Source organism: Archangium gephyra, from assembly GCF_042230915.1.
GTDB lineage: Bacteria > Myxococcota > Myxococcia > Myxococcales > Myxococcaceae > Archangium > Archangium gephyra_B.
In genome coordinates this window covers 4,837,916-4,861,421 of the sequence record NZ_CP102578.1, presented here as the reverse complement: position 1 = coordinate 4,861,421, position 23,506 = coordinate 4,837,916, and the positions used below count along the sequence as shown (strand labels likewise).

19 protein-coding genes and 2 tRNA genes are annotated in these 23,506 nt (G+C 68.5%); 10 read left to right on the top strand and 11 right to left on the bottom strand.

Features of this window, described 5'->3' with window-relative positions; genetic code table 11:
- Nucleotides 1-54: 54 nt before the first annotated feature.
- Nucleotides 55-1,671: an alkaline phosphatase family protein gene (locus NR798_RS19320; RefSeq protein ID WP_375772957.1), complete on the top strand. Its 1,617-nt coding sequence runs from the start codon at nt 55-57 to the stop codon at nt 1,669-1,671.
- 9 nt (nt 1,672-1,680) lie between these two features.
- Here NR798_RS19320 and nadC read toward each other — a convergent pair whose 3' ends face one another.
- The 4 genes from nadC to NR798_RS19300 form a co-directional block, all read right to left on the bottom strand.
- Nucleotides 1,681-2,523 carry a carboxylating nicotinate-nucleotide diphosphorylase gene (gene nadC, locus NR798_RS19315; RefSeq protein WP_375772956.1) on the bottom strand — a complete coding sequence of 281 codons (843 nt, stop codon included), beginning with the start codon at nt 2,521-2,523 and terminating at the stop codon, nt 1,681-1,683.
- 24 nt (nt 2,524-2,547) lie between these two features.
- The gene (locus NR798_RS19310) at nt 2,548-6,087 is read right to left on the bottom strand and encodes a valine--tRNA ligase (RefSeq protein WP_375772955.1); all 3,540 of its coding nucleotides are present in this window, start codon (nt 6,085-6,087) and stop codon (nt 2,548-2,550) included.
- Between the two features lie 91 nt (nt 6,088-6,178).
- Complete coding sequence (locus NR798_RS19305) at nt 6,179-7,552, bottom strand: response regulator (protein ID WP_375772954.1); 1,374 nt, start codon at nt 7,550-7,552, stop codon at nt 6,179-6,181.
- Between the two features lie 123 nt (nt 7,553-7,675).
- Nucleotides 7,676-8,488 (bottom strand): chemotaxis protein CheW, encoded by an 813-nt coding sequence (locus tag NR798_RS19300; protein WP_375772953.1) that lies wholly within the window; start codon nt 8,486-8,488, stop codon nt 7,676-7,678.
- Nucleotides 8,489-8,537: 49 nt separating this feature from the next.
- Here NR798_RS19300 and NR798_RS19295 point away from each other — a divergent pair, with 49 nt between their 5' ends.
- Nucleotides 8,538-9,914: a diguanylate cyclase gene (locus NR798_RS19295; protein WP_375772952.1), complete on the top strand. Its 1,377-nt coding sequence runs from the start codon at nt 8,538-8,540 to the stop codon at nt 9,912-9,914.
- Between the two features lie 7 nt (nt 9,915-9,921).
- Here the strand turns inward: NR798_RS19295 and NR798_RS19290 are convergent, their stop codons facing one another.
- Nucleotides 9,922-10,314, bottom strand: a complete 393-nt coding sequence (locus NR798_RS19290; RefSeq protein ID WP_375772951.1) for a demethoxyubiquinone hydroxylase family protein — start codon at nt 10,312-10,314, stop codon at nt 9,922-9,924.
- 140 nt (nt 10,315-10,454) lie between these two features.
- Between NR798_RS19290 and sinK the strand changes: the two genes are divergently transcribed.
- Complete coding sequence (gene sinK, locus NR798_RS19285; RefSeq protein WP_375772950.1) at nt 10,455-12,029, top strand: hybrid histidine protein kinase/response regulator SinK; 1,575 nt, start codon at nt 10,455-10,457, stop codon at nt 12,027-12,029.
- 105 nt (nt 12,030-12,134) lie between these two features.
- Here the strand turns inward: sinK and groL are convergent, their stop codons facing one another.
- Nucleotides 12,135-13,775 (bottom strand): chaperonin GroEL, encoded by a 1,641-nt coding sequence (groL, locus tag NR798_RS19280; protein ID WP_375772949.1) that lies wholly within the window; start codon nt 13,773-13,775, stop codon nt 12,135-12,137.
- A gap of 156 nt (nt 13,776-13,931) precedes the next feature.
- Nucleotides 13,932-14,288, bottom strand: a complete 357-nt coding sequence (locus NR798_RS19275; protein ID WP_047857047.1) for a response regulator — start codon at nt 14,286-14,288, stop codon at nt 13,932-13,934.
- A gap of 90 nt (nt 14,289-14,378) precedes the next feature.
- On the opposite strand from NR798_RS19275, the gene NR798_RS19270 reads away from it, so the two are divergent.
- On the top strand, nt 14,379-15,455 hold the full coding sequence (locus NR798_RS19270) for a metallopeptidase family protein (protein WP_375772948.1): 1,077 nt from the start codon (nt 14,379-14,381) through the stop codon (nt 15,453-15,455).
- A gap of 46 nt (nt 15,456-15,501) precedes the next feature.
- Nucleotides 15,502-15,597: transfer RNA gene (locus tag NR798_RS19265), tRNA-Sec, on the top strand.
- 720 nt (nt 15,598-16,317) lie between these two features.
- Here the strand turns inward: NR798_RS19265 and NR798_RS19260 are convergent.
- Nucleotides 16,318-16,848 carry a hypothetical protein gene (locus tag NR798_RS19260; protein WP_375772947.1) on the bottom strand — a complete coding sequence of 177 codons (531 nt, stop codon included), beginning with the start codon at nt 16,846-16,848 and terminating at the stop codon, nt 16,318-16,320.
- Between the two features lie 270 nt (nt 16,849-17,118).
- Here NR798_RS19260 and NR798_RS19255 point away from each other — a divergent pair, with 270 nt between their 5' ends.
- Nucleotides 17,119-17,631, top strand: coding sequence for a hypothetical protein (locus NR798_RS19255; RefSeq protein ID WP_375772946.1), 513 nt, complete (start codon nt 17,119-17,121; stop codon nt 17,629-17,631).
- Between the two features lie 43 nt (nt 17,632-17,674).
- Here the strand turns inward: NR798_RS19255 and NR798_RS19250 are convergent, their stop codons facing one another.
- Complete coding sequence (locus tag NR798_RS19250; RefSeq protein WP_375772945.1) at nt 17,675-18,847, bottom strand: hypothetical protein; 1,173 nt, start codon at nt 18,845-18,847, stop codon at nt 17,675-17,677.
- Nucleotides 18,848-18,879: 32 nt separating this feature from the next.
- On the bottom strand, nt 18,880-19,980 hold the full coding sequence (locus tag NR798_RS19245) for a caspase domain-containing protein (protein ID WP_375772944.1): 1,101 nt from the start codon (nt 19,978-19,980) through the stop codon (nt 18,880-18,882).
- Nucleotides 19,981-20,541: 561 nt separating this feature from the next.
- On the opposite strand from NR798_RS19245, the gene NR798_RS19240 reads away from it, so the two are divergent.
- The 4 genes from NR798_RS19240 to NR798_RS19225 all read left to right on the top strand — a co-directional run bounded on the left by NR798_RS19240 (nt 20,542) and on the right by NR798_RS19225 (nt 22,258).
- Nucleotides 20,542-20,742, top strand: coding sequence for a helix-turn-helix domain-containing protein (locus NR798_RS19240; RefSeq protein WP_375772943.1), 201 nt, complete (start codon nt 20,542-20,544; stop codon nt 20,740-20,742).
- Between the two features lie 770 nt (nt 20,743-21,512).
- Complete coding sequence (locus NR798_RS19235; protein WP_375772942.1) at nt 21,513-21,815, top strand: hypothetical protein; 303 nt, start codon at nt 21,513-21,515, stop codon at nt 21,813-21,815.
- The gene (locus tag NR798_RS19230) at nt 21,812-22,105 is read left to right on the top strand and encodes a hypothetical protein (protein WP_375772941.1); all 294 of its coding nucleotides are present in this window, start codon (nt 21,812-21,814) and stop codon (nt 22,103-22,105) included. Before NR798_RS19235 ends, NR798_RS19230 begins: the two co-directional genes overlap by 4 nt.
- A 66-nt stretch (nt 22,106-22,171) precedes the next feature.
- Nucleotides 22,172-22,258 (top strand) — tRNA-Sec (locus NR798_RS19225).
- A 4-nt stretch (nt 22,259-22,262) separates the two neighbouring features.
- Here NR798_RS19225 and NR798_RS19220 read toward each other — a convergent pair.
- Entirely contained in the window at nt 22,263-23,249 is a 987-nt protein-coding gene (locus NR798_RS19220; protein ID WP_375772940.1) for a hypothetical protein, read from the bottom strand.
- Nucleotides 23,250-23,506 lie beyond the last annotated feature (257 nt).

The following is a 23,506-nucleotide window of genomic DNA, read 5'->3' as shown; positions in this document are numbered from 1 at the left end:
ATGGGGTCCGGGAGTTGGTTGCTTCTGAGCACGAGGCATGGAGGATCCAGGGCCATGCTCCGCTTCCTGTCCCTGCTGCTGCTGCTCACCGCCCTGCCCGCCCTGGCGAAGCCTCCCCGGTTGACGCTCTTCATCACCGTGGACGCCATGGGCTCGGATCTGCTGCTGCGCACCAAGCCGCGCCTGAAGGGAGGGCTGCGGCAGCTCATCGACTCGGGGGCCTTCTACCCGTACGCGCGCTATGCCTACGCCAAGCCGCGCACCGCGCCGGGTCACACCACGCTGGCCACCGGCGCCAACCCCTGGCGCCACGGCATCGTGGACAACCGGATCATCGACCGGGCCACGGGCAAGCCCGAGCGTGTCTTCCCGGACCCGGCGCACCCGGTGCTGGAGGCGCCCCTGTCCATGGAGGACGTGAGCCCGGCCACCCTGCTGGCGGAGACGTTCGCGGACCGGCTGCGGCTGTCCACGCAGGAGCAGGGCAAGGCCATCGCCCTGTCGGGCAAGGCGCGCTCGGCCATCCCGCTGGCGGGCCGGCTCGGGCAGGCCTACTGGTACGACGAGACGGTGGGGAAGTTCGTCACGGGCACCTGGTACACGAAGGAGCTGCCGGGCTGGTTGAAGTCCTTCAACGCGGCCAACCCCTCCGAGGCGTGGTTCAGCAAGACGTGGGAGCCGCTGCTGCCTCGCACCGAGTACGTGGGCGAGGATGACCGGCCCTACGAGGGCGAGTACTACGGGCTGGGGCGCGTCTTCCCGCATCGGCTCACCGGTGGCCTCCCCTCCCCCGGCCCCGAGTCCTACACGGCCTTCGCCATCTCCCCGCTGTCCCTGGACGTGGTGGTGAAGGCGGCCCGGGCGGCCATCGAGGGGGAGAACCTGGGCAAGGACGAGGTGCCGGATCTGCTCGCGGTGAGCTTCAGCGCCACGGATCGCGTCTTCCACCAGTACGGTCCCAACTCGTGGGAGATGCAGGACACGCTGTACCGGCTGGACAAGGCGGTGGGGGACCTGGTGGCACTGGCCGAGAAGGCCGCGGGGGGCCGGGCCAACCTGCTGGTAGTGCTCACGGCGGACCATGGCGGCGCGGCGGTACCCGAGCACTGGGCCGCCTCGGGGGTGGATGCGGAACGGGTGGACCCGCGCGTGCTCTCCAAGGGGTTGACCGAGGCGCTGCGGGCCCAGTTCGGCGGGGACGTCCTCGCCACCGTCGAGGAGCTGGACGTGTACCTGGGCGGCAAGACGCTGGAGGGCGGCAAGGTGGACGGGGCGGCGGTGCGTCGGGCCGCGGCGGCCTGGCTGGTGAAGCAGCCGGCCATCACCCTGGCGGTGGCGCGCGACGACCTCTACACGATGCCGGACGTTGCGGGGTTGGTGGAGCCCCTGCGCAAGGGCTACTACCCGGGGCGCAGCGGCGACGTGCTCTTCGTGGTGAAGCCCTTCCACGTCATCAGCGCCGAGCCCTCCGGCACCAACCACGGCACCCCGTATGCGTATGACCAACTGGTGCCCCTCGTCCTGGCGGGCAAGGGGGTGAAGCCGGGCATCTACCCCCGGGAGATCAGCACCACGGACGTGGCGCCCACCGTGGCGGCTGTGCTGGAGATGAGCCTCCCCGCGTCGGCCGAGGGAGAGCCCCGTTACGAGGCCCTCGCCCCCAGCCGCTGAGCGGCCGGCCTACTGCGCCTGGACGATCTCCAGGGACAGGTCCATGGCGCGCGCCGAGTGCGTGAGCGCGCCCATGGACACGAAGTCCACGCCGAGCTTCGCCAGACGCGGCAGGCGCTCCAGGGTGATGCCGCCGGAGACCTCGAGCGGGATGCGGCCGGCCGTGAGCTCCACGGCGCGGCGGATCTGCTCGTCGTCCATGTTGTCGAGCATCACCACGTCCGCGCCCTCCTCCAGCGCCTCGGCGAGCTGCTCGAGGTTGGTGACCTCGATCTCGATCTTCACCAGTTGAGGCGCGTTGGTGCGGGCGCGGCGGAGCGCCTCGCGGACGGAGCCGCCCACGGCCGCGATGTGGTTGTCCTTGATGAGGACGCCATCGAAGAGGCCGAAGCGGTGGTTGAAGGCGCCCCCGGCCTTCACGGCCTGCTTGGACAGCGAGCGCATGCCGGGAGCGGTCTTCCGCGTGTCGAGGATGCGCAGCTTGGTGCCGCGCACGGCGCCCATGACCTGCTGGGCCATGGTGGCCATACCCGAGGTGCGCTGGACGATGTTGAGGGCGGTGCGCTCAGCGGTGAGGAGCGCGCGCATGCGGCCGCGCACCCGGGCCACGAGGGCCTTGGGTTGAACCTCCTGCCCGTCGCGCGCGAGGAGCTCGATCCTGACGTCCGGGTCCACGCGCGCGAAGACGCGGGCGAAGGTGTCCAGTCCGGCGAGCACGAGCCGCTCCTTGGCGATCAGCTCGGCGGTGCCCTGGGCGTCCACGGGGACGAGGGCTTCGGTGGTGATGTCGCCCGCTGCCCCGAGGTCTTCCTCCAGGGCGAGCGAGATGAGGCGATCCAGGAAGGCATCCATTGTGAGTCGCGTCTCCGATCGAGGTCAGCGCCGGGCCTTGGCCGGAGCCTTCTTGGCCGCGGCCTTCTTCGCCGGGGCCTTCGTGGCAACAGCCTTCTTGGCTGGAGCCTTCTTGGCCGCCGTCTTCTTCGCGGGAGCCTTCTTGGCCGCCGTCTTCTTCACGGGAGCCGCCTTCTTGGCCGCCGCCTTCTTGGCCGGGGCCTTCTTCGCGGGAGCCGCCTTCTTGGCCGGGGCCTTCTTCGCGGGAGCCGCCTTCTTGGCCGGAGCCTTCTTCGCGGGAGCCGCCTTCTTCGCGGGAGCCGCCTTCTTCGCCGGGGCCTTGCTGGCCGGAGCCGCCTTCTTGGCCGGAGCCTTCTTCGCGGGAGCCGGAGCCGCCTTCTTGGCCGGAGCCTTGCTGGCCGGGGTCGGCTTGACGGCCGGAGCCGCCTTCTTGGCCGGAGCCTTCTTCGCCGCCGAGACCCGGACAGGCGAGGCCTCGGGTGCGGCCTGGGCCTTCACCGTGCCCTGGGCCGTGCCGCCCTTGCGCGCGGGCTTCGCCGGAGCCTGCTCCACCCCGGCGTCGGTGTCCCCGATCGCATGGCCGTCCCCGTCGTCCTCGTCGAACTCCTCGTCGATTTCTTCGAACTCCTCGTCGTCCTCGTCCTCGACGGCCACGGCCTCGACGGCACCCGCCTCGGTCTCGACGGCCTCCGCGTTGACGGCACCCGCCTCGGCCTTGATGACCTCACCCTCGGCGTCCGCCTGGCTGGCCTTGGGCTCGGCGGCAGGAGTCTCCGCCTCGGCGGCGGGCGCGGTGGTGTCGGGGGCGAGCCGCTTCAGGCTGTCCTGCAGCTTGGAGATGCGCGCCGTCAGCTCCTCGACGCGGGCCCGGTCCTTCTCCACCACGTCCGGAGGCGCCTTGGCGACGAAGTTGGGGTTGTCCAGCTTGCGCTGGATGCCGCCCACCTCCTGCTCGGAGCGGGAGATCTCCTTGGTGAGGCGATCGCGCTCGGCGTCCACGTCGATGAGGCCGGCGAGCGGGACGAAGACCTCCATCTGCGGGCCCACGAAGGCCGCGGACTGGGCGGGCTTGGGTCCCGGAGTGGTGATGCGCAGCTCGCCCAGGCCGGCCAGGGGCATCAGGTAGCCGCGCCACCGCTCGAGCAGCTCGCGGGTGCGCGCGTCCGGGCTCTGCACGTACGCGGTGATGCGGGCCGAGGGAGGCAGGTTGCTCTCGCCGCGGATGTTGCGCAGGCCCTCGATGGCGGCGATGACCGGTCCCATCTCCGCCTCGGCGGCGGGGTCCTCGAGCGCCGTGTCCGGCTCGGGGAACGGGGCGATCATGATGGAGTCGGCCGGCCGCGACATGGGCAGCTTCTGCCAGATCTCCTCGGTGATGAAGGGCATGAACGGGTGGAGCAGCCGGAGGATCCGGTCCAGGCAGAAGACGAGCACCGCGCGGGTGGTGTCCTTGGCCTTGGCGTCCTCACCGTAGAGCGAGCCCTTGGACAGCTCGATGTACCAGTCGCAGAACTCGGACCAGAGGAACTGGTAGAGGGTGGAGGCGGCCTCGCCGAACGCGTAGGCGTCCAGCGACGTTCGGGTCAGCGCGATGGCGCGCTGCAGCCGGGAGAGGATCCACCGGTCGGCCAGGGTGAGCTCGCGCTCGGTGATGGGCCGGTTGTCGAGCGTGAACTCGCCCATGTTCATCAGGGCGAAGCGGCTGGCGTTCCACAGCTTGTTGGCGAAGGCCTTGTAGCCGGCGACGCGGTCCAGCGAGAGCTTGATGTCGCGGCCCTGCTGGGTGAGCGAGGCCAGGGTGAAGCGCAGCGCGTCCGCGCCGTGGGGAGGCATGCCCTGGGGGAACTTGTTGCGCAGGTTCTTGTTGAGCTGCTCGGCCGGAGCGCCCAGGACGATGTCGAGGGGATCGATCACGTTCCCCTTCGTCTTGGACATCTTCTCGCCCTTCTCGTCGCGCACCATCGCGTGCAGGTAGACGGTGCGGAAGGGCACGTCCTTCATGAAGTGCAGGCCGAACATCATCATCCGGGCGACCCAGAAGAAGAGGATGTCGTGGCCCGTCTCCATGACGGAGTTGGGGTAGTAGGCCTTGAGCTCGGGGGTCTGCTCGGGCCAGCCCAGGGTGCTGAAGGGCCAGAGGCCCGAGGAGAACCACGTGTCGAGCACGTCCGGGTCCTGCTCGAGGCGCGAGCCGCCGCACTGGGGGCACTTCTCCGGCGCCGTGCGCGAGACGATGGGCTCGGCGCGCGAGTAGTCGATGCCGCCGGTGGCCTCCAGGCGCGGGCTGCAGTCCGCGCAGTACCAGGCCGGAATCTGGTGGCCCCACCAGAGCTGGCGGCTGATGGTCCAGTCGTGGATGTTGCGCATCCAGTGGAAGTACGTGTTGGTCCACGACTCCGGGATGATCTTCGTGCGGCCCTGCTCCACCGCCTCGATGGCGGGCTTCGCGAGCGGCTCGATCTTCACGAACCACTGCGGGGACAGGCGCGGCTCCACCACGGTGGCGCACCGCTGGCAGCCGCCAACGGACAGCTTGTGCGGCTCCTCCTTCTCCAGCAGGCCCTGGGCGGTGAGGTCCTCGAGGATCTTCTTGCGCGCGGCGAAGCGCTCCATGCCCGCGTACTCGCCGCCCTCCTTGTTGATGCGCGCGGCCTCGTCCAGCACGTTGAGCATGGGCAGGTGGTGCCGCAGGCCCGTCTGGTAGTCGTTGAAGTCATGGGCCGGCGTCACCTTCACCACGCCGGTGCCGAAGGCCGGGTCCACCAGCTCGGCGTCGGCGATGATGGGGATTTCCCGGCCGGTGAGCGGCAGCACCACGAACTGGCCGGCGAGTCCCTTGTAGCGCTCGTCCTCGGGGTGGATGGCCACGGCGGTGTCGCCGAGCATCGTCTCCGGGCGGGTGGTGGCGACGGTGAGCTTCCGGTCGCTGCCCTTCACCGGGTACTGGATGTGCCAGAGCGAGCCCTGCTTCTCCTCGTGCTCGACCTCCAGGTCGCTGAGCGCGGTGTGGCACGAGGGGCACCAGTTGATGAGCTTCTGGGCGCGGTAGATGAGGCCTTCTTCGTGCAGGCGGACAAAAACTTCGCGCACCGCGGCGGAGACGCCCGGATCCATGGTGAAGCGCTCGCGGCTCCAGTCCAGGCTGGCGCCGAGCACCTTGTGCTGCTCGCGGATGCGGTTGCCGTACTTGTTCTTCCACTCCCAGACGCGCTCGAGGAACTTCTCGCGGCCCAGGTCGTGGCGGGACTTCTTCTCCTTCTCCTTGAGCTCGCGCTCCACCACCATCTGGGTGGCGATGCCGGCGTGATCCGTGCCCGGGACCCAGAGGGCGTTGAAGCCGCTCATGCGCTTCCACCGGATGAGGATGTCCTGGATGGTGGCGGTGAGCGCGTGGCCCAGGTGGAGGCTGCCCGTGACGTTGGGCGGCGGAAGCACGATGCAGAAGGAGGGCTTGTCGGAGGTCGCGTCGGCGCGGAAGTAGTTCCGCTCCATCCAGCACGCGTACCAGCGAGCCTCGACCTCCTTCGGGTCATAGGCCTTGGGAAGTTCGGTCGTATCGCTCATTGGAAACGAGAACCGGCCCACGCGGGCCGGTGGAAGGACCGGCCCGACGAGGGCCGGTCGGGGTGGAGAAGGCAGCTACGACGATTCGAGCTCAGTGCTTCGTCTCGCGGTCCTTGATCAACCGCTCCAGCTCCTCGCGGATGATCGTCTCGGCCAGCTGGGGAACGACCTCCCAGGCGATCTTCTCGATGACCTCGCGGGAGGCCTTGGAGAGGGCCTCGCGCAGCAGGGCCTCGCCGCCATCGGCGGAGGGAGCGTGCCGGGCCTCGGCGACGGGCGCCGGGGTCCGAGCCGGAGCCGGCGTCGGCGCAATGGGCTCGGGCTCATCGAGAGAAAGTTCTTCCAGACCACTCGCCTCGGCCGGCTCCTCGACGGGAGCGGGCTGCGCCGCGGGGGAGCCGAGACCAAACGGATCCTTGCCGCGAGCCGAGGGAGGAGGCGTGGCGGTGGGCAGCGCCGAGGCGCCCGGCGGACGGGGCAGACCGCCCGTCGGCATACCGGCGGTGGGACCGGCCCCAGGCCCCGGCATACCCGGACGGGCCATGCCCGGAGCACCCGGCCCCGGCGGCATGCCCGGCCCCGGCATACCCGGACGGGCCATGCCCGGAGCGCCCGGCCCCGGCGGCATGCCCGGCCCCGGCATTCCAGGACGCGGCCCCGGACCCGGAGGCATCCCCGGCCCCGGAGGACCACCCGGACGGGCCATGCCCGGAGCGCCCGGCCCCGGCGGCATACCCGGCCCCGGCATTCCAGGACGCGGCCCCGGACCCGGAGGCATCCCCGGACCCGGAGGACCACCCGGACGCGCCATGCCCGGAGCACCCGGCCCCGGAGGCATACCCGGTCCCGGCATCCCGGGACGCGGACCCGCGGGCATCCCCGGCCCCGGCGGCATACCCGGACGGGCCATGCCCGGAGCACCCGGCCCGGGAGGCACGCCCGGACCCGGCGGCATGCCCGGCCCCGGCGGACGCGGCACCCCAGGGCCCGGAGGCCCGGCGGGACGCTGCGGCTGCGCGGCGGCGGGGGCAGGAGCAGAACCCCCGGCTCCGCCCGCGAGCACCTGGGTGGCGGCGGAGGCGGGCATGGTGTTGGACTTCTGTCCCACCAGCGTCTTCACCTTGTCGAGCAGCACCTGGCTCTCGAAGGGCTTGGTGATGTGGTCGTCCGCCCTGGCCGCACGCGCGCGGGCCTCGTCGAAGGCCTCGAAGGTGCCAGCCAGCAACAGCACGGGGATGCTCTGCGTGGCCGGATCGTTCTTGAGCGCCTCGCAGACCTCGTAGCCGTTCTTGCCCGGCATCATCACATCCGCGAGCACCACATCCGGGCGCAGCTCGCGCGACCGGGTGATGGCGTCCAGCCCGTTGTCGACCGCGGTGACCTGAAAGTCCTCGGTCGCGAAGATCATCCCGATCACCTTGCGGATGGTGAGCGAGTCATCGGCGACCAGCAGATTCTTGGGCATCGGTTCGGGCCTCGGGGGATCCAACCCCCTAGAATTCGGTGAGAAATCGGGACTCGGAGTCCCACTGTCAAGCCGGGCAGCTTACGGTTCGGCACCCGGGCCTTCAAGAAAACAAGCGGAAGCTCAAGAAAACATGCGCCGCAGGTCCAGAAAGAGCACGGGGCCGGGGAGGCCGGGCGCGGTGAACTCCCCCGGCTCCCCTGCGGGCTCGAAGCGGGGGTGGACGCCCAGCACGCGCGAGGCGCACAGGCCCAGGCCGCGGCCCTCCACCTCGGCGAGCACCAGGAAGTCCTCCGCGACGGAGGCGCCTCCCAGCAGCGCCGGCGCCGAGTAGAGGGGCCAGAGCGCCTGGCCATGGGGCATGACGCCCGCCACCGCGCCACCAGGCCCCGGCAGCGCGCTGAAGGCGGGCCCCCGCGTCACCACCTGGGACACCAGGGACAGTGGAAGACCGAACAAGCGCCCCTGCGATTCGAAGACGAGCGAGCGTTCAGGCGTCAACTCGATGAGCCGCACGGGGAGCTTGGGAGGGGGGCTGACGGTGCCGGGCTCGTGGGGGAGCGCCTCGGCGGTGATCTCCAGGTAGAGCCGCTCCTTGTGGAGCACGGCGCTGCGGCTGAGGGCGGCCAGGGTGTCTCCCAGGCCCGAGGGCAGGAGGAAGTGGGGAGCCGGGGCCACGTCCACCACCTCGACGATGGAGCGGACGCGGACGGCGAGCGTGGGGCTGACGTCGAACACCACGACCATGCCCGGGGTGCGCTCCGGCTCGCCGCCGAGCAGCACGGACAGGTCCATGATCTCCAGCACGCCCCGGAGGCTGGTCTCATCGGGTCCCGGCGCGGCGACCTCCATGACGGAGGTAGCCTCGACGGAGAAGCGGATGTCGCCCGCTTCCATCAGGAGACAGAGCCGGCGTCCGCTTTCGTAGGGAGGCACGGGGTCAGGCTAGCAGCCCCGGAGCCGGGGTGGTAAGCCCTTCGGTGAGATGGCGCGCCTGCTCCTCGTCGACGACGAAAAAATCGCCCGGGCCGTGTATGGGGACTACCTGCGTGGGGTGGGCCACGAGGTCAGCGCCGTCGCCAGCATCCCGGAGGTCAAGGAGGCGCTGGCCCAGGCCCCCTACGACGTCGTGGTGACGGACCTCATCCTCCCCACCGGGGACGGGATGGAGGTGCTGCGCCACACCAAGGAGCACTACCCGGGCATCGAGGTGGTGGTCATCACCGGCCTGGACAAGGTGGACCCGGCGGTGCGCGCCATCAAGAGCGGGGCCTCCGAGTACCTCGTCAAGCCGGTGGCGCCGGAGGTGCTCCAGCACGCGGTGAACCGGGCGCTCGCCACGCGCGAGCTGCTGAGGGAGAACGCCGCGCTGCGCCGGTACGTGTCCCTGTTGGAGACGGGACAGCGGATCTCCACCACGCTGGACCGGGCCCGGCTGACGGAGACGGCCTGCGCCGCCTTCCTGTCCATGACGTCGGCCAGCGCCGCGCTGCTCTTCCAGAGCGATGGCAGCGGCCGCTCGCGGCTGCTGGGTGCCCAGGGGCTGGCCAGCCCGATGCAGGAGGCCTCCCTCGTCGCCTCGCTCGCGCCGCGCCTGGGCACGTCCCGGGAGGTGCGGGTGCTGGAGGGGCTGCCGGGGAGCTGGCCGCGTGCGCTCGCCGTCCCCGCCATCGAGGGGGAGGATCTGCTCGGCTATGCCCTGCTCCTCTACCCCGGCTCTCCGCCCGAGGGCATCGCGGAGGCCACGGGTTTCCTCGCCCGCTGTCTGGCGCTGGCCCTGCGCAACCTGGGCCGCATCGCCGAGGTGGAGGACCTGGCCTACCTGGACGACCTCACCCACCTCTTCAACACCCGCTACCTGCACCTGGTGCTGGATCGCGAGGTGAAGAACGCCCAGCAGACCCACGGCGTCTTCAGCCTGCTGTTCCTGGACCTGGACTACTTCAAGAGCGTCAACGACACGCACGGGCACCTGGTGGGCTCGCAGCTGCTGGTGGAGATGGCGCGCGTGCTCAAGGGGTGCGTGCGGGACAGGGACGTGGCGGTGCGCTACGGTGGGGACGAGTACGTGGTGCTGCTGCGGGGCACCGACTCGGGCGGCGCGCTGAAGGTGGCCGAGCGCATCCGCCGCACGGTGGAGAACCACCGCTTCCTGGCGCGCGAGGGCCACTCGCTGGAGCTCTCCACCTGTATCGGCATGGCCAGCTTCCCCGAGCACGCCCAGGACAAGTCCACGCTGTTGGATCTGGCGGACCGGGCCATGTACCGGGGCAAGAAGGGCAGCCGGAACGTCGTCTACATGGCGGCCAAGGACTTGGAGGCCACGCCTCCGGCGCGCCACAGCCAGCCCACCGGAAGCTGAAGAGCGCTCAGCGCCGCAGCGAGCCCACCGTCAGCCGCTTGTCCGGACGGGGCTCGGCCCCGCCCCCACCCTCCGCGCCCTCGCCCGCCGACTCCACGTCCTCGTGCGAGGCGCCGGAGACGATGAGCTCGTACTTGCGCGACATCACCTTGATGTGCTCGGCCTGGGCGGGATCCAACCGGGCGATGAGCTCCCAGAAGAGCGCGGCGTGCTCGCGCTCCTCGTCCATGACGTGGCGGAGGATGGCCTTGGCGTCCTCGTTGTCCGTGGCCTCGATGTGGGCGGCGTAGAGGTTGATGGCGTCCAGCTCCGCCTCCATGTCCAACCGGATGGCGCGGGCCAGCTCCGAGTCCGTCAACTTCCTGGGCACCATCGCGTGGAACGGATTGGTCTGCGGCATGAAGCACTCCCGGGGACGTACGGCCAGTATGGGCGGACCGTGTAGGCACCGGCAGCATCCGTGCGCCAGGGGCCGCTGGTCAACGGATTCCAGCGCCGCGCGTTGCGGCGGGGCGGGTGGCTCGGCCATGCTGATGAACCATGGACATCCCGGTCCCGCTCGCGCACCTGCTGCAGGCCCTGGAAGCGGGCGATCTGCCGGCGGCGAAGGCCGCCGCCGCGGAGCTGCAACGCACCAGCACGGGCTCCACCCAGCTCGCGGCCGAAGTGCTCCACGAGCTGCGCCAGCCGCTCCTGGGCGTGAAGGCCTATACCCAGATGCTCTCCGAGGAGATCGGCTCGCGCGGTCCCTTGCGGCAGATGCTCGCCCAGGTGGAGCGGATGGAGCAGATCATCTCCGACTTCACCCGGCTGGCCAGCGAGCGCCCCGCGCCGCAGCAGGCGGTGTCGCTGGTGGCGCACGTGCAGGCGGCGGCGCGCGCCTTCGCCCTCAACCCGGACTCCTCCCGCGTCAGCATCCAGGTGGAGGCGCCCGAGGACGTGAGCGTGCAGGGCAATGGCCGGCTGCTGGAGCAGCTCACCCTCAACCTCCTCAACAACGCGCGCGACGCGGTGTCGGGGCCGGGGCGGGTGAAGGTGGTGCTGACGCGCGAGGGGACGTCGCCGGTGATGTACGTGGCGGACTGGGGCCCGGGCGTCCCCGAGGCCGTGCGTCCCCGCCTCTTCGAGCCCTATGTGACGGGCAGCAAGCGCGGTACCGGCCTGGGGCTCGCGGTGTGCCGGCGCATCGCGCAGGAGCACCACGCGCGGCTGGAGCTCGTCCCGTCCTCGGTGCTGGCGGATCAGCCCGCGCCCTCCACCGTCTTCCGGGTCCTCTTCCCCGCCCCGGGCGCCCTCCCTGTCGCCGCCGCGGCCCCCTCCCCCACCGTCCCCGCTCCGGCGCCCGCGCGCCGCCGCCTGCTGGTGGTGGATGACGAGGACATCATCCGCAGCGTCTTCAAGGACCTGATGGGCCGCGAGTGTGAGGTGATCGAGGCCGCGACGGCCGAGGACGCGCTCGAGCAACTGAAGCGCGGGCCGGTGGACCTCATCGTCACGGACAAGAACCTGCCGGGCCTCTCGGGCCTGGAGCTGGCGCAGCAGGCGCGCCGGTTGGACCCTGGCTCGCGCGTCATCCTGATGACGGGCTACCCCTCGTTGGTGACGGCGCAGCAGGCGCTGGAGCTGGGGCTGCTGGACTACCTGCTCAAGCCCTTCGACGACATCCGCGAGGTGCGCACGAAGCTGCGCGAGGCCCTCGCGCGGGCCGTCCCCACCCGCCCCGGCACCGCCCCGGCGAGCCGCCGCGTGGACGTGCTCGAGGACAGCCCCGCCACGGCCCGGCAGCTCACCGAGGCGCTCGCCCTGTTGGGACTGGAGGCGCGGGTGTTGACGGAGGCGCCCGCCGAGCCCGCGGCGGAGCCACCGGTGGCCGTGGTGGTGAGCTGGGAGCTGACCACCGCCTACGGGCGCCAGGCGCTGGAGCTGGCACGCAAGCTGGGCCAGGGAGCACCCTTCGTGGTGCTCGCCGGGTACCTCACCCAGGAGACGGTGCTGGAGGCCCTACGCGCCGGGGCGTCCGGGTGCCTGCCCCGGGACCTGGAGGCGCGAGCGCTCGGCCACGAGCTGTCCCGGCTCCTCGGCACTCCCTCTCCCTCTGGGAGAGGGCCGGGGTGAGGGTCTTCCCTCCGCGCTGACCGGGTCCCCAAAACACCGCGGCCCCGGGCACCTCCACGAGGGAGGCATCCGGGGCCGGGCACTCAACTCAGTTGACGCTGTGGCTCAGTACTCCAGGTCGTCGCCGCCGTAGTCCGGGGCGCCGCCGGCGCCCGCGCCCTTGGCCTTCTTCTTGGGGCGATCGGCGACCATGGCCTCGGTGGTCAGCAGCAGCGAGGCGACGGAGGCGGCGTTCTGCAGCGCGGTGCGCTCCACCTTCGTCGGGTCGATGACGCCGGCCTTCTCCAGGTCCTCGAACACGTCGGTGCGGGCGTTGTAGCCGAACGCGCCCTTGCCCTCGCGCACCTTGTTGATGATGACGGCGCCCTCAAGGCCCGCGTTGGAGGCGATCTTCCGCAGCGGCTCCTGCAGGGCCTTGCGGATGATGTCCACGCCGAAGTCCTGCTCACCGCCCAGCTTCATCTTGTCCAGGGCGGCCAGGCAGCGCAGGTAGGCCACGCCGCCGCCGGGGACGATGCCCTCCTCCACGGCCGCGCGGGTGGCGTGCAGCGCGTCCTCGACGCGGGCCTTCTTCTCCTTCATCTCCGTCTCGGTCGCGGCGCCCACGTGGATGACGGCCACGCCGCCGGCCAGCTTCGCCAGGCGCTCCTGGAGCTTCTCCCGGTCGTAGTCGCTGGTGGTCGTCTCCATCTGGCCGCGGATGAGCTTGATGCGGCCCTCGATGGCCTCGCGCTTGCCCGCGCCGTCCACGACGGTGGTGTTGTCCTTGTCGATGGTGATGCGCTTGGCGCGGCCCAGGTCATTGAGCGTGAGGGCGTCGAACTTGTGGCCCAGCTCCTCGCTCACCACCGAGCCGCCCGTCAGGGTGGCGATGTCCTGCAGCATCTCCTTGCGGCGGTCACCGAAGCCCGGCGCCTTCACCGCGGCCACGTTCAGCACGCCGCGGATCTTGTTCACCACCAGGGTGGCCAGGGCCTCGCCCTCGATGTCCTCGGCGATGATCAGCAGCGGCTTGCCCGAGCGCGCCACCTGCTCGAGCACGGGGATGAGATCCTGCATCGCCGAGACCTTCTTCTCGCTGATGAGCAGGTAGGCGTCCTCGAGCACGGCCTCCATGCGGTCCCGGTTGGTGACGAAGTACGGGGACACGTAGCCGCGGTCGAACTGCATGCCCTCGACGACGTCCAGCGTCGTCTCCAGGCCCTTGCCCTCCTCCACCGTGATGACGCCCTCCTTGCCCACCTTCTCCATGGCGTCGGCGATGATGTGGCCGATCGTCTCGTCGCCGTTGGCGGAGATGGTGCCCACCTGGGCAATGGCCTTCTTGTCGGTGGTGGGCTTGGACAGCGTCTTCAGCTCGGCGACCACCGTCTCCACGGCCTTGTCGATGCCGCGCTTGAGGTCCATCGGGCTGTGGCCGGCGGCCACCAGCTTCAGGCCCTCCTCGTAGATGGCCCGGGCCAGCACGGTGGCCGTGGTGGTGCCGTCACCGGCCTTGTCGGACGTCTTGGACGCCACCTCCTTCACCATCTGGGCGCCCATGTTCTCGAACTTGTTCTCGAGATCGATCTCCTTGGCGACCGTCACACCGTCCTTGGTCACCGTGGGCGAGCCGTACGACTTCTCGATGACCACGTTGCGGCCCTTGGGGCCGAGCGTCACCGCCACCGCGTCCGCGAGGGTGCGCACGCCGCGAAGGATCGCGTCCCGGGCGGACTGGTGGAAGAAGATCTCCTTGGCTGCCATCGTAACCTCCTGAAAAGATTGATGAATGTGCTACGCGGGCCGGGATGCGGGGGTTAGCACTCGGCCCAGGCGAGCGCCAAAATAAGAGGCGGCCCCGGGTTGTCAACACGGAAGGGAGTGCCTGTGGGAGAGCGGACGGCCCGGATGGCGGGCGGGCTACTCGGCGAAGCGCACGAGGTTGAGAAGCTGATTGAAGTCCAGGGGCTTCTCCAGCGTCATGGCCACGCCCTTGCGCAGGCCCTTGTCGTGCACGTTGCCGTCCGCGTTGCCCGTCATGAGGATGACGGAGGTGGTCTGGTGGCGCGGGTCGGCCTTGAGCATCTCGGTGAACTGGATGCCGTCCATGTGGGGCATCCGGTAGTCACTGATGACGAGGCCCACCGTGTGACGCTCGAGGATGTCGAGGGCCTGCAAGGCGTCTGCCGCGGAATAGACGGTGTACCCGTGCTTCTCCAGGAACCGAGAGAGCAGCGTGCACAGCTCGACGTCATCATCCACGACCAGAATGTTCACGGGCCCTTACGAGAGGAGTCAGGGGCCGCGGAACGTAACAGCGGTGACGCACGTTGACAACGCGCGGAAGGGGTTCGTATGTGGCCGCACATGGGGAAGCGTACGTCGAAGCAGGCGGCGCCGTCGGACGTGGAGGTTCGGCTCGACGGGGTGGCGGCGGCATTTGAAGAGGGAGCCTTCGAGGAGGCCCTGGCCGGCGCGGAGGCGCTGCTGGCCAAGGCCCCGGGGCTGCCCGAGGCCCTGCACTGGCGGGCGGCGGCCCTGACGGAGCTGGGGCGGGTGGAAGAGGCCCTGGAGGCCTACGGGAAAGCCCTGAAGGCGGCCCCGGAGGACGTCGAGCTGTTGCTCGGGGCGGCCGAGTGCCTGGTGTGCCGGGTGGGAGACGACCGCGAGGCGGTGGAGGAGGGTCTGGCGCTGTGCAGCCGGGGCCGGAAGCTGGCCCAACGGGCGGGCGATGTGGAGCTGCTCTTCGAGTTCCTCCTGTTGGAGGGCACCGGGCTGAACCAGGTGGGCGAGTGTGCGCGGGCGGTGGCGAGCCTGGAGGCGGCGCTCGGGCACGCCCCGAGGTCGGTGGAGGCGCGGCTGGAGCGGGCGATTGCCCTGTTCGAGCTGTGCCGGTTCGAGGAGGCGCAGGGGGCGTTCGAGGAGGTGCTGAAGGACGCCTCGGACGAGCCGTGGGCGCACCACTACCTGGGGCTGCTGGCGGAGCGGCGGGGAGATGGGAAGGAGGCGCGCAAGCGGTTCGGGAAGGCGCAGGCGGTGGCGCCGGAGGAGTTCCCCCCGCCGGTGGAGCTGGGCGAGGAGGCCTTCGACAAGGCGGTGGAGGACGCGGTGAAGGCGCTGCCGGGGCACGTGAAGGAGTACCTGGACAACGTGACCATCGCGGTGGAGGAGATTCCCAAGGACGAGGACCTGATGGGGGAGAATCCGCCGCTGTCGCCGTGCATTTTGGGCGTGTTCCGAGGCTCACCGGTGGGCGAGCGCCACAGCATCATGGGGGGCTTCGACCCCTACCCGGCGTCGATCGTGCTGTACCAGAAGAACCTGGAGCGCTTCGCGAAGACGCGCGAGGAGCTCATCGAGCAGATCGGCATCACGGTGATGCACGAGGTCGGGCATCTGATGGGGCTGGACGAGGACGACCTGTGGCAGCGCGGGTTGGACTGAAACGCGGCGTTGACGTGGAGCGCGCGTCCCGGCAGTAATCGCGAGTGGTAGGACCTCCGGACCTGGTGGCCGGCCCGGTCTTCAAAACCGGTGGGGGGCATGGAGACATGTCCCTGGGAGGTTCGATTCCTCTGTCCTACCGACCCGTTTCTCCTCTGAAAACGGGCACTTGGGGCTGTTTGGTGGGCGGACTCAAGTGTTCGTCGGCGTTCAGGGGCGTCCGTTCGATTACGTCCCTTTTACGTCCCCAGGTATTGCGTCCCTGCCCTTACGTCCCTGAAAGGGACGTGCCGGGAACCGGCGTTGTCGTGCGTGCCCCTGTGCGCGCAGGGAACAGGCCGGTGCATCTCGCCAAGATACCGGGGCCGAAGTGAGAGGGGCAGGAGATCTCGATTGGCGCATCCAGGATGGTCTGCGGCTCTGGACGTGCGCGGTCCTGGCGCTGCTACCCGGCACTCACTAGCTCAGGGGGCCGGGAAAGCCTCCTTGCACCCCCGCGACGACGCGAGACGCAGCGCGGCCATGCGGGGCCGTCCGGTTCAAGGCCGCTGACGCGCCGCTGTCGCGGTGCCCTACGGGCAGCCGTTGAGCCGGCCAGCTCGAGCACGGCACGCGCACGACGCCCTCCCCCGCTGCGGCGGGGAATGGCTGGGGCCACCCGCCACGGGCGGCTGGAAGAAGACGGATTGGGCCTGCGTAACGCCAGAGCGAGCGTGGACGAGGCCGACCCGAACTTCTCCAGATCCGCTCTCACCGCTGCCTCAGTCGGCGCACTCGCCTCTTCCGGCTTCGGCTCCGCACCCGCTAGAGAGAGCGCGCCGCCGTTCAGAGGTGCCGGTTCTGCCTCCTGTTCTGGCCACGGCTACGTCGTCCGGGACAGTTCCTCGATATCAAGCCCGATCTTGGCTGCCAGCTTCAGGCCACTCACGAGGTCTCGGTCCATGCTTGTTCGCTCGATGAGCTTATTCAGACCAGTGACACGAGACTCTTCACGCGAGACGTATGCCCGTTGCGTGGTGAATGCGTACTCGACTGTGTCTGCGGCCGGATCGCCATTTCGGCCCACGTAGTGCAGCGTCACCAAAGCAACGATGTCCCCTCTGTCGAGCCCCTCGAGGTGCTCCATATACGCATGAAAAGCAGGGCGAGGGACTGCTCCACTCAGCCGCTCGCGCATGCGCCGTGCCAACTCCCCACCGCTGATGATTCCTCTGTCCGGAGGATACAGGCGGTGCTCCTCTTCCCTCCACGCCGCAGCGAGACGGATGGTCTTCTCCACGATGGCGCGGAACCGGCCGCCACTGCTCACGTGCCGCAAGGCCGTGGTGTACGACTCCCCAGTTTCCGCCATCCGTGCGCGAACCAACTTCTTCAGGTCTTTCCTGTCGGTCATCGTCGAACCCATCAAGCCACGGCGGAGGTGTGCCCATGCCCCCTCACGCCTGGCTGGCAGGGTGACGAGGTCCAACAGCCCGAGGAGAGCGCTCCCCTTTGCCCCATCCTTACGGTCGCCAGGCATGGGCTGGCGAGCAGGGGTCTCGCGGTAGGCCACCGCGCTCGCAAAGAAGGTAGCGGCTCAGGGGAGGGCGCGCAACTCTGCGGACCCGTCCCACAGGGAGGCGGGTCCCACACGTCCTCTTTGGATCAGGAGGTTTTGTAGACCGTGGCCTGCATCACCTTCGAGCTGCCAGTGGCGACGAAGAACCCCACCAACCAGCGCAAGCACCCCATGACTCGACACCGGCGGGCGAAGGGCCAGCGCGACGCCACCCACCTGCTGTGGCCCGGGTGGAGTGGCCCGGCGCTGCTGGTGGTGCGCCTCACCCGCATGGCGCCCCGCCGGATAGACTCTGACGACAACCTGCCTGCGGCCCTGAAGTCGCTGCGCGACGAGGCGGCCCGGCAGTTCCGCGTAGACGACGCCTCGCCCCTGGTGCGCTGGGTATATGCGCAGGCCCCGGGCGCGCCCTCGGTGCTGGTGGAACTCTCCTGGAGGAGGCTGCGCTGGCCCAGGCGGTACACGCCCACGACGCCCTGGCCCCGCTGCCGCCGGTGCCGGCCACATCCTTGCCTCCGCGCCAAGTCCGCCCGGAGCCGAAGAAGAAGGCCTCGCGCCCACCATACCACGCCCCAGGTCCGCGCCGCGACCACGGGCACATGCAGAACCTATGAGTAACCAACGGCAGCAAGCTGATTCCAAGCGTGCCCCGTTGATGGGTTCACGAACGTGCGTTAGCACCGTGCGCTTGGGGTGGTCTTGATTGTTGTGCCTTGTGTCTCAGGGACGCGCGGAACTCCCGAAGGCGAGCGGCATATTCTGTTTCTTCGATTTTGATTTTCGCGCCCAACTGCCATCTTCCATCAGCAGTCGAGGCGAATTTCTTGTCGCTACTGAGCGCACGACGCAATTGGATGTGTGGGCTTTGTGCTCGCGACCTGTGACCAGCGCGCTGCAACTGCTGCTCGATCTCATGGAGCGCAAGGGGCTCATCAGCGAGGCAGAAAATCCTGAGCAGGTGCTGTTTCAGCGTTAGCTTCGCTCTGCGCTCCAGCAGTCGTTCGATCTGTGCGGACAAGTCTGCCGATTTTTCTCCAGCGGCGCGCAAGTCGTCAAAGAAGTTCTTGAACGGCCAGTCCGTATCCGATTTCTTTGATTCCGGGGGAGGCGCATCCAGGGTTGATGCGGCGCATAGCGCGAAAAATGTAAGGCTACCTACCGTCAGTCCCGTGATCCACTTCATTGAAGTAGAAAGCTTTGCAAATCCTTTGAATACGCCTTCGATGGTGGCTGCGGTAAGCAATGTCCCCGTCGAAACCAGACTATGCATTCCGGCGTGTTTCACTGCTGCACGTGAATATTCGCGGAGGAGGCGCATGAGATCCGCGTCAGTAAGACCAAGGCGCGGATAATCCGTCTCGTCCCAGTCGTTATCCTTGCTGATAATGACATCCAGGCCGAGATCCTCGAATAGTCGTGCATGCGGAACGTCTGTTGGATCTCGAGCAAGGAGTCGCTGGATATTGTTGGACTTTCTATTGCTCGGCTCGAAAAAGTAGATCTTTTCAAGAATCGACTGCTTAGCAGACTCAATCCGCTCGCTGGGGGCTTTGCATGGAAACGTTGGAAGGTTTCTTGCAACCTCTTCTTTCACTTCAGTGGTTGCAAATGCTCGCAGCACGCCCGCATTAATCGCCTCTTCAAGGTTGGTAAGTGCTGTGGGGTTCTTGAGCTGAGCTCTGCAAGAGATGGTTGAGAGCACCACGTTCGTGTCGACCAGCGCGAAAATCGGGCTGATGACTGGTGGTGGAGGCTTGAGACCCGGGAGCTCGGGCCCGCCCGTCAAGTGCCGAAGATCGTTTGAGCGGAACTCAAGGAACTTCTTTCTTTGCATTTCGGTTGGCTCCAATCCTTTGAGAAGAAGGTTCACCAAGGACGCAGGACTCGCACGGGTCTCGGTGGCGCGAGCCGCCTGAGCCGCAGCCCTGGGTGGTTTACCCGGTGTTGCCCCACATGCCTCCTGCGCTCGTCCACCACAGTGACAACTGACTGAAGACTGCGCCCCATGGGCAGTTGACCTAGCGGCACCGAGACGAAGAGGGGCTCCGTCACGTCATTCGTCGCGGGGAGCACCCGAAGAGGCGCTGCGGTGTGGCTCCAGTCTGCTCCGTCGTGAACGACATGGCTGACGGTCGTGGGCATCAACTGGCGGCCAGTGATGCGCACCGTGTATTCAAAGCGGGCCGACAGGGGCGCTCCAGGTTGCACCGGCACCCGCATCGGCTCTTGGTGGAACCCGGCCCCGCCCAAGGGCTGAAGTACGTCGGTCAGAGCCATGGGGAGGTCGTCCAAGTACCCGCTTCCCTGCGGCAACGGATCGCGGTTGCCGAGAAGAATCGTGGTGGCCTCGGAGAGGACGCGTGCAGCGGAGACGCCGTGCTGGGGAAGGTCCGGCCATGCGCTGCAAGCGGCCTTCAGCAAAGCCGTGGTGAAGACGCCCTGGGCATCGCGCTCCTTCGCGTTCGTCTGCCGGTCCACAGCGGTGAGAACTCGGAGCCCAGGGTGCGCGCGTCGCAACAACTCGAGATAGATGCCGGCGGAGTCGTCCGGGGCGGGCAGTCCCGCGACTCCATCGAAGTACTGGTGGACGGCACCGGCCTGGCACGCGTCCAGGACGAGGAGATGCCAGTCCGCACGGATTGACCGAATGGCGAAAGCGAGCTCCGTAAACTCCATCAGCCCGTCCCACGCGAAGAGGCCCTGATGTGAACCGTGCCCCGCGAAGTAGACGACGACCTGCTCCCAGATGTCGTTGGATGCCCACCTGAGAACCCCCCGAAGGTTATCGAGAGTCGCCGACTCGTTCTTCACGAAGATGACCTTCTCGAAGCTTCCGCCGCGGGCGGAGCGGAGGAAGCGCGCAAAGCGCTGGGCGTCTCTTACGCAGCCGGAGAGCCGCGACTGAGGCGGAGGGTAGGCGTCGATTCCGACGACGATGGCGAGGCGCTTCATCCAGATGTACGCCATGGGTGACTCTCCCGGTGAACGAGCAGAGGAGTATGGTTGCGGCCCCCGACATTGGGGGAACGCCTGTTCAGGAAGGTGCAGCGAGCAGGCAAGCCACACAACAAGTACGGAAGGTTGAAACGTCCGCTAGGAACCCATTCTGAGGGAGGAGATGTAGACGGCTGTATGCTGGCTAGCCGCCTGTTGCCTCGTTAGGTCGCCTCCATGCTCAGGGGCTGTGTTAGCTACCTTCCCCTCCCCCGCGATGCCGCGAGATCCAGGGCGCCATGCTAGGCCGCCTGGTTCGGGCACGCCGCCAGGGCGGTGCCCGCTGGGCAGCCTTGAGCCGGCCAGCTCGCGCACGGCACGCGCAGCAGGCAACACCCGCAGGGTCGCGCGCCGAGCCCGCTGTCCAGGGGAGGCACAGGCTCCGGAGGCCAACCGGCAAACCTTCCAAGGGTTATCAGTCCTTCGCAAACGCTCGTAACTCCTGGGGATTCCGAGGCAGGAGGGTTCCAACCGTCCCATCCGCTCGCAGGGTCTACCAAGCCTTTTGCTGCATATTTGCTGCAAGGTGCGGCTGTGGCCTCTGTGACTGCGGGGGCACGCCTGCTCTCGGTGCGCGACGTAGCCGAGCGGCTCGCCGTCTCCACGGCGACGGTGTACGCCCTCTGCAAGCGCGGGCAGCTCCAGCACATCCCGGTATCGGGGGCCCTCCGCATTGACCCGGCGAGCGTGGAGGCGTTCATCAGGGCTGGTGGGGCCAGTCCCAGCCAGAAATAGGCGGTGATGTAGGCAGCCCTGCGCTGTCAGGCGGGGCTGTTGCGGCTGGCTTCGCTCCGCCACTGGCGTTCATAACGGAGCGCACAACGATCCATGAGCGCCCCCTCGATAGATTCCCGGGGCGCACAGAGTCAGTAGGGCCCTCGATACCCCCGCTATGACCCGAAATGCAGCGCGGCCATGCAGGAGGGCTGCCCGGCTCAAGGCTCCTGACGCACCGCCAGGAGCAGATCCCCCGGGCAACGACCAGCTCGAGCACGGCGCGCACACAGCGCCGTCCTCTGTTGCAGCGGGACGAGCAGCTTGAGCCACCCGCTGGGGAACCATGGATGGCCTGTTAGGCTCGGGTCCCGACGGAGCCTGTGGAGGCACGAAGGCCCCCCGAACTGCCTCCGGGCCCGGTGCACGCACCATTCCCGACGTGACGATCTCGAAGGGCCTCGCGGCCGTGATGACCGCCACGATCATTTCCTACGTGGGCGTCGATACCTTCTGGGGCCTCGTCGTGGGTTTCAAGCGGCTGATGGACGAGGCGGACCGGGCTACAACGTTCAACGAGCTGCGCGCAGCAGGCGAGCGGTACGGCAAGCTCATGGGCCGGAACGCGGCGCGAGCCTTCGCCATGCTGGCCATGGCGGCCATTGGCAGCACGGCGCCGGGGCTGGCAGCGAAGGTGCCGAAGCTGCCCGGCTCCATGCAGGCGGCCGTGCAGGCGGAGACGCAGGTGGGTATCCGTCTCGCGGCGGTGGGGGAAGTAAAAGACGGTCGCCGTGAGTGCCGAGGCTGTCACCATCGCCCTGGCACCGGACGCGGTGGCGATGACGATGCGAGGGCGGCAGACCAGTTCCAACCCATCGGAGTCGATCCAGTCCCTGAAGGCACGACTGGCGGAGCACCGCCAGAAGCTGGCGGACTACAGGGCCAACCCCGATGCTTTCGACCATCAGGGCATCTTGAGGAACGCCCCCTCACCAGAGGTCCGGCAGAGGATCATCAACGGCCGGATCAAGCACCTGGAGGACGAGATCAGGGCGTTCGAGAAGGCCATCAGAGATTTGGGAGGAGAACCGTGAAGATTCAGCTTTCCGACCTGCGACGGGCAGCAAATGCCCTGTTCGACCATCTGGAGCGAACGGGCCGTACGGAGATCGAAGTCGCCGAGGACTTCTACTGGAGCATCCCGGAGAAGCACCTGTACTCGGTGTACGCCCCTCCTCCCGAGTCCGACCTGACGATGGGGCAGTTGTCCGATGACTGGAACGAGGTGGCGAAGATCGCGTCCGGCCAACGTCCTCCGACCGCCTATGCCCTGGTCTGGCTCTCGTCGCTCCTGCGCATCATCGGCTCGAAGCTCATCTCCTGAAGAACACCCCGGGCAGGCATGGCTCCACTCCGTCAACCCCGCTCCAGAGGGAAGCGGACCCCCACCAGGACCCCGCCGATCCGGGTGGCGGGGCTTCAAAACCGGTGGGGGGCATGGAGACATGTCCCCGGGAGGTTCGATTCCTCTGTCCTACCGCTCACGGAGCCGCGGTGTTCGTCGGAGAGGTGAAGAACACGCGGTTGGCGGGGTTGAACTCGATGGAGACGGGCACCTTCGGCGACACCCGGCCCACCGCGTCCATCTTGGCCAGCGCGGAGTTGTTCTCGCTCACGTAGTCCTTCATGTGCGCCTCGATGCCGTTGCCCGGCTTCTGCAGCGAGATGGGGAAGTCCGTGGGGATGTCCTGCTGGCCCATGCGCGCCCAGTCCGACAGCAGCACCGACTGCAGGCTGGCGCGCGGCACCGGGTCGCCCGCCGCGGCGATGCGGTGCACCTCGCCCTCACGCTGCCCGGCCGAGATGAGCGGCGAGCCGAACGCCACCGTGTTGATGACGTTGTAGCGCGACTTGATGGTGGGATCCGCCGCGAGCTGCTGGGCGATCATCCCGCCCTGGCTGTGCCCGGCGAGCACGAGGTCGGCGCCCGCGGGCACCGTGTCGAGAATGGCCTGGCGCGCGTTGCGCAGGCCGGGGTTGTTCTGCTGGAAGCCGGACTTCAGGTTGGTGATCCACCCGGTGCTCTGGTTCTCCACCGCCTCGGTGCCGGAGATGCCCACCAGGTGCACCTGCCGCGACGTGTTGCCCTGGCGCAGCGTGGCCGGGGTGATGGACACCGGCCCGTGATCGCCGCCGTTGTAGCCGGCGAAGACGAACTGGGCGAGCTCCGCCGCGCCGTTGATCTTCCCGGTCTGGTTGGGCGAGAGCTGGCCGCGCTGGCCGTAGAAGTTGTTGCCCAGCTGCGAGGGCGCCGGGCGGCTCGCCACGGGCAGGGTCGGCGCCGGACGGTTGTTCGCCTTCGCGACGAGCGTGGCGGCCTGGAAGCCGTCCTTGGACGCCGGGGCCTTCGCCGTGTCCGGCGTGGCCGCCGCGCGCACGGTGTTCTGCGCCGGAGCGGTGGGGGCCGAGGTCTCGAGCTTCGGGGCGGCGATGGGCTTACGGCCGGAGTTGTTGACGTTCATGGACATGACGGGGGGTCTCCCGCATCGGGTGACGATGCGCTGAATGGCTATCTATGCATTCATTGTCTGAATTCGCTCGCGAAAGTTTCCGGGATGAATTTGAAAGGATTTTCCGGGCTCGAGCTTCCAGACATCGTCATTTCTTCGTCAGCGCATCGTCATTTCCTCACGGCGTGGGAATGACGGAGCACTGACGTGCCCTCCGTATGTTCCCGCGCGAATTCCTGCCATTCCGGCACTTGATGAATCTGGAGAAGGCTTTG

Excerpts from the sequence above, each read along its gene's own strand:
- NR798_RS19320 (WP_375772957.1), top strand. The coding sequence starts at position 55 with ATGCTCCGCTTCCTGTCCCTGCTGCTGCTGCTCACCGCCCTGCCCGCC.
- groL (WP_375772949.1), bottom strand. The coding sequence starts at position 13,775 with ATGGCAGCCAAGGAGATCTTCTTCCACCAGTCCGCCCGGGACGCGATC.
- nadC (WP_375772956.1), bottom strand. The coding sequence starts at position 2,523 with ATGGATGCCTTCCTGGATCGCCTCATCTCGCTCGCCCTGGAGGAAGAC.
- NR798_RS19260 (WP_375772947.1), bottom strand. The coding sequence starts at position 16,848 with ATGACCGACAGGAAAGACCTGAAGAAGTTGGTTCGCGCACGGATGGCG.
- NR798_RS19290 (WP_375772951.1), bottom strand. The coding sequence starts at position 10,314 with ATGCCGCAGACCAATCCGTTCCACGCGATGGTGCCCAGGAAGTTGACG.
- sinK (WP_375772950.1), top strand. The coding sequence starts at position 10,455 with ATGGACATCCCGGTCCCGCTCGCGCACCTGCTGCAGGCCCTGGAAGCG.
- NR798_RS19295 (WP_375772952.1), top strand. The coding sequence starts at position 8,538 with ATGGCGCGCCTGCTCCTCGTCGACGACGAAAAAATCGCCCGGGCCGTG.
- NR798_RS19245 (WP_375772944.1), bottom strand. The coding sequence starts at position 19,980 with ATGGCGTACATCTGGATGAAGCGCCTCGCCATCGTCGTCGGAATCGAC.
- NR798_RS19310 (WP_375772955.1), bottom strand. The coding sequence starts at position 6,087 with ATGAGCGATACGACCGAACTTCCCAAGGCCTATGACCCGAAGGAGGTC.
- NR798_RS19270 (WP_375772948.1), top strand. The coding sequence starts at position 14,379 with ATGGGGAAGCGTACGTCGAAGCAGGCGGCGCCGTCGGACGTGGAGGTT.
- NR798_RS19250 (WP_375772945.1), bottom strand. The coding sequence starts at position 18,847 with ATGCAAAGAAAGAAGTTCCTTGAGTTCCGCTCAAACGATCTTCGGCAC.
- NR798_RS19305 (WP_375772954.1), bottom strand. The coding sequence starts at position 7,552 with ATGCCCAAGAATCTGCTGGTCGCCGATGACTCGCTCACCATCCGCAAG.
- NR798_RS19220 (WP_375772940.1), bottom strand. The coding sequence starts at position 23,249 with ATGTCCATGAACGTCAACAACTCCGGCCGTAAGCCCATCGCCGCCCCG.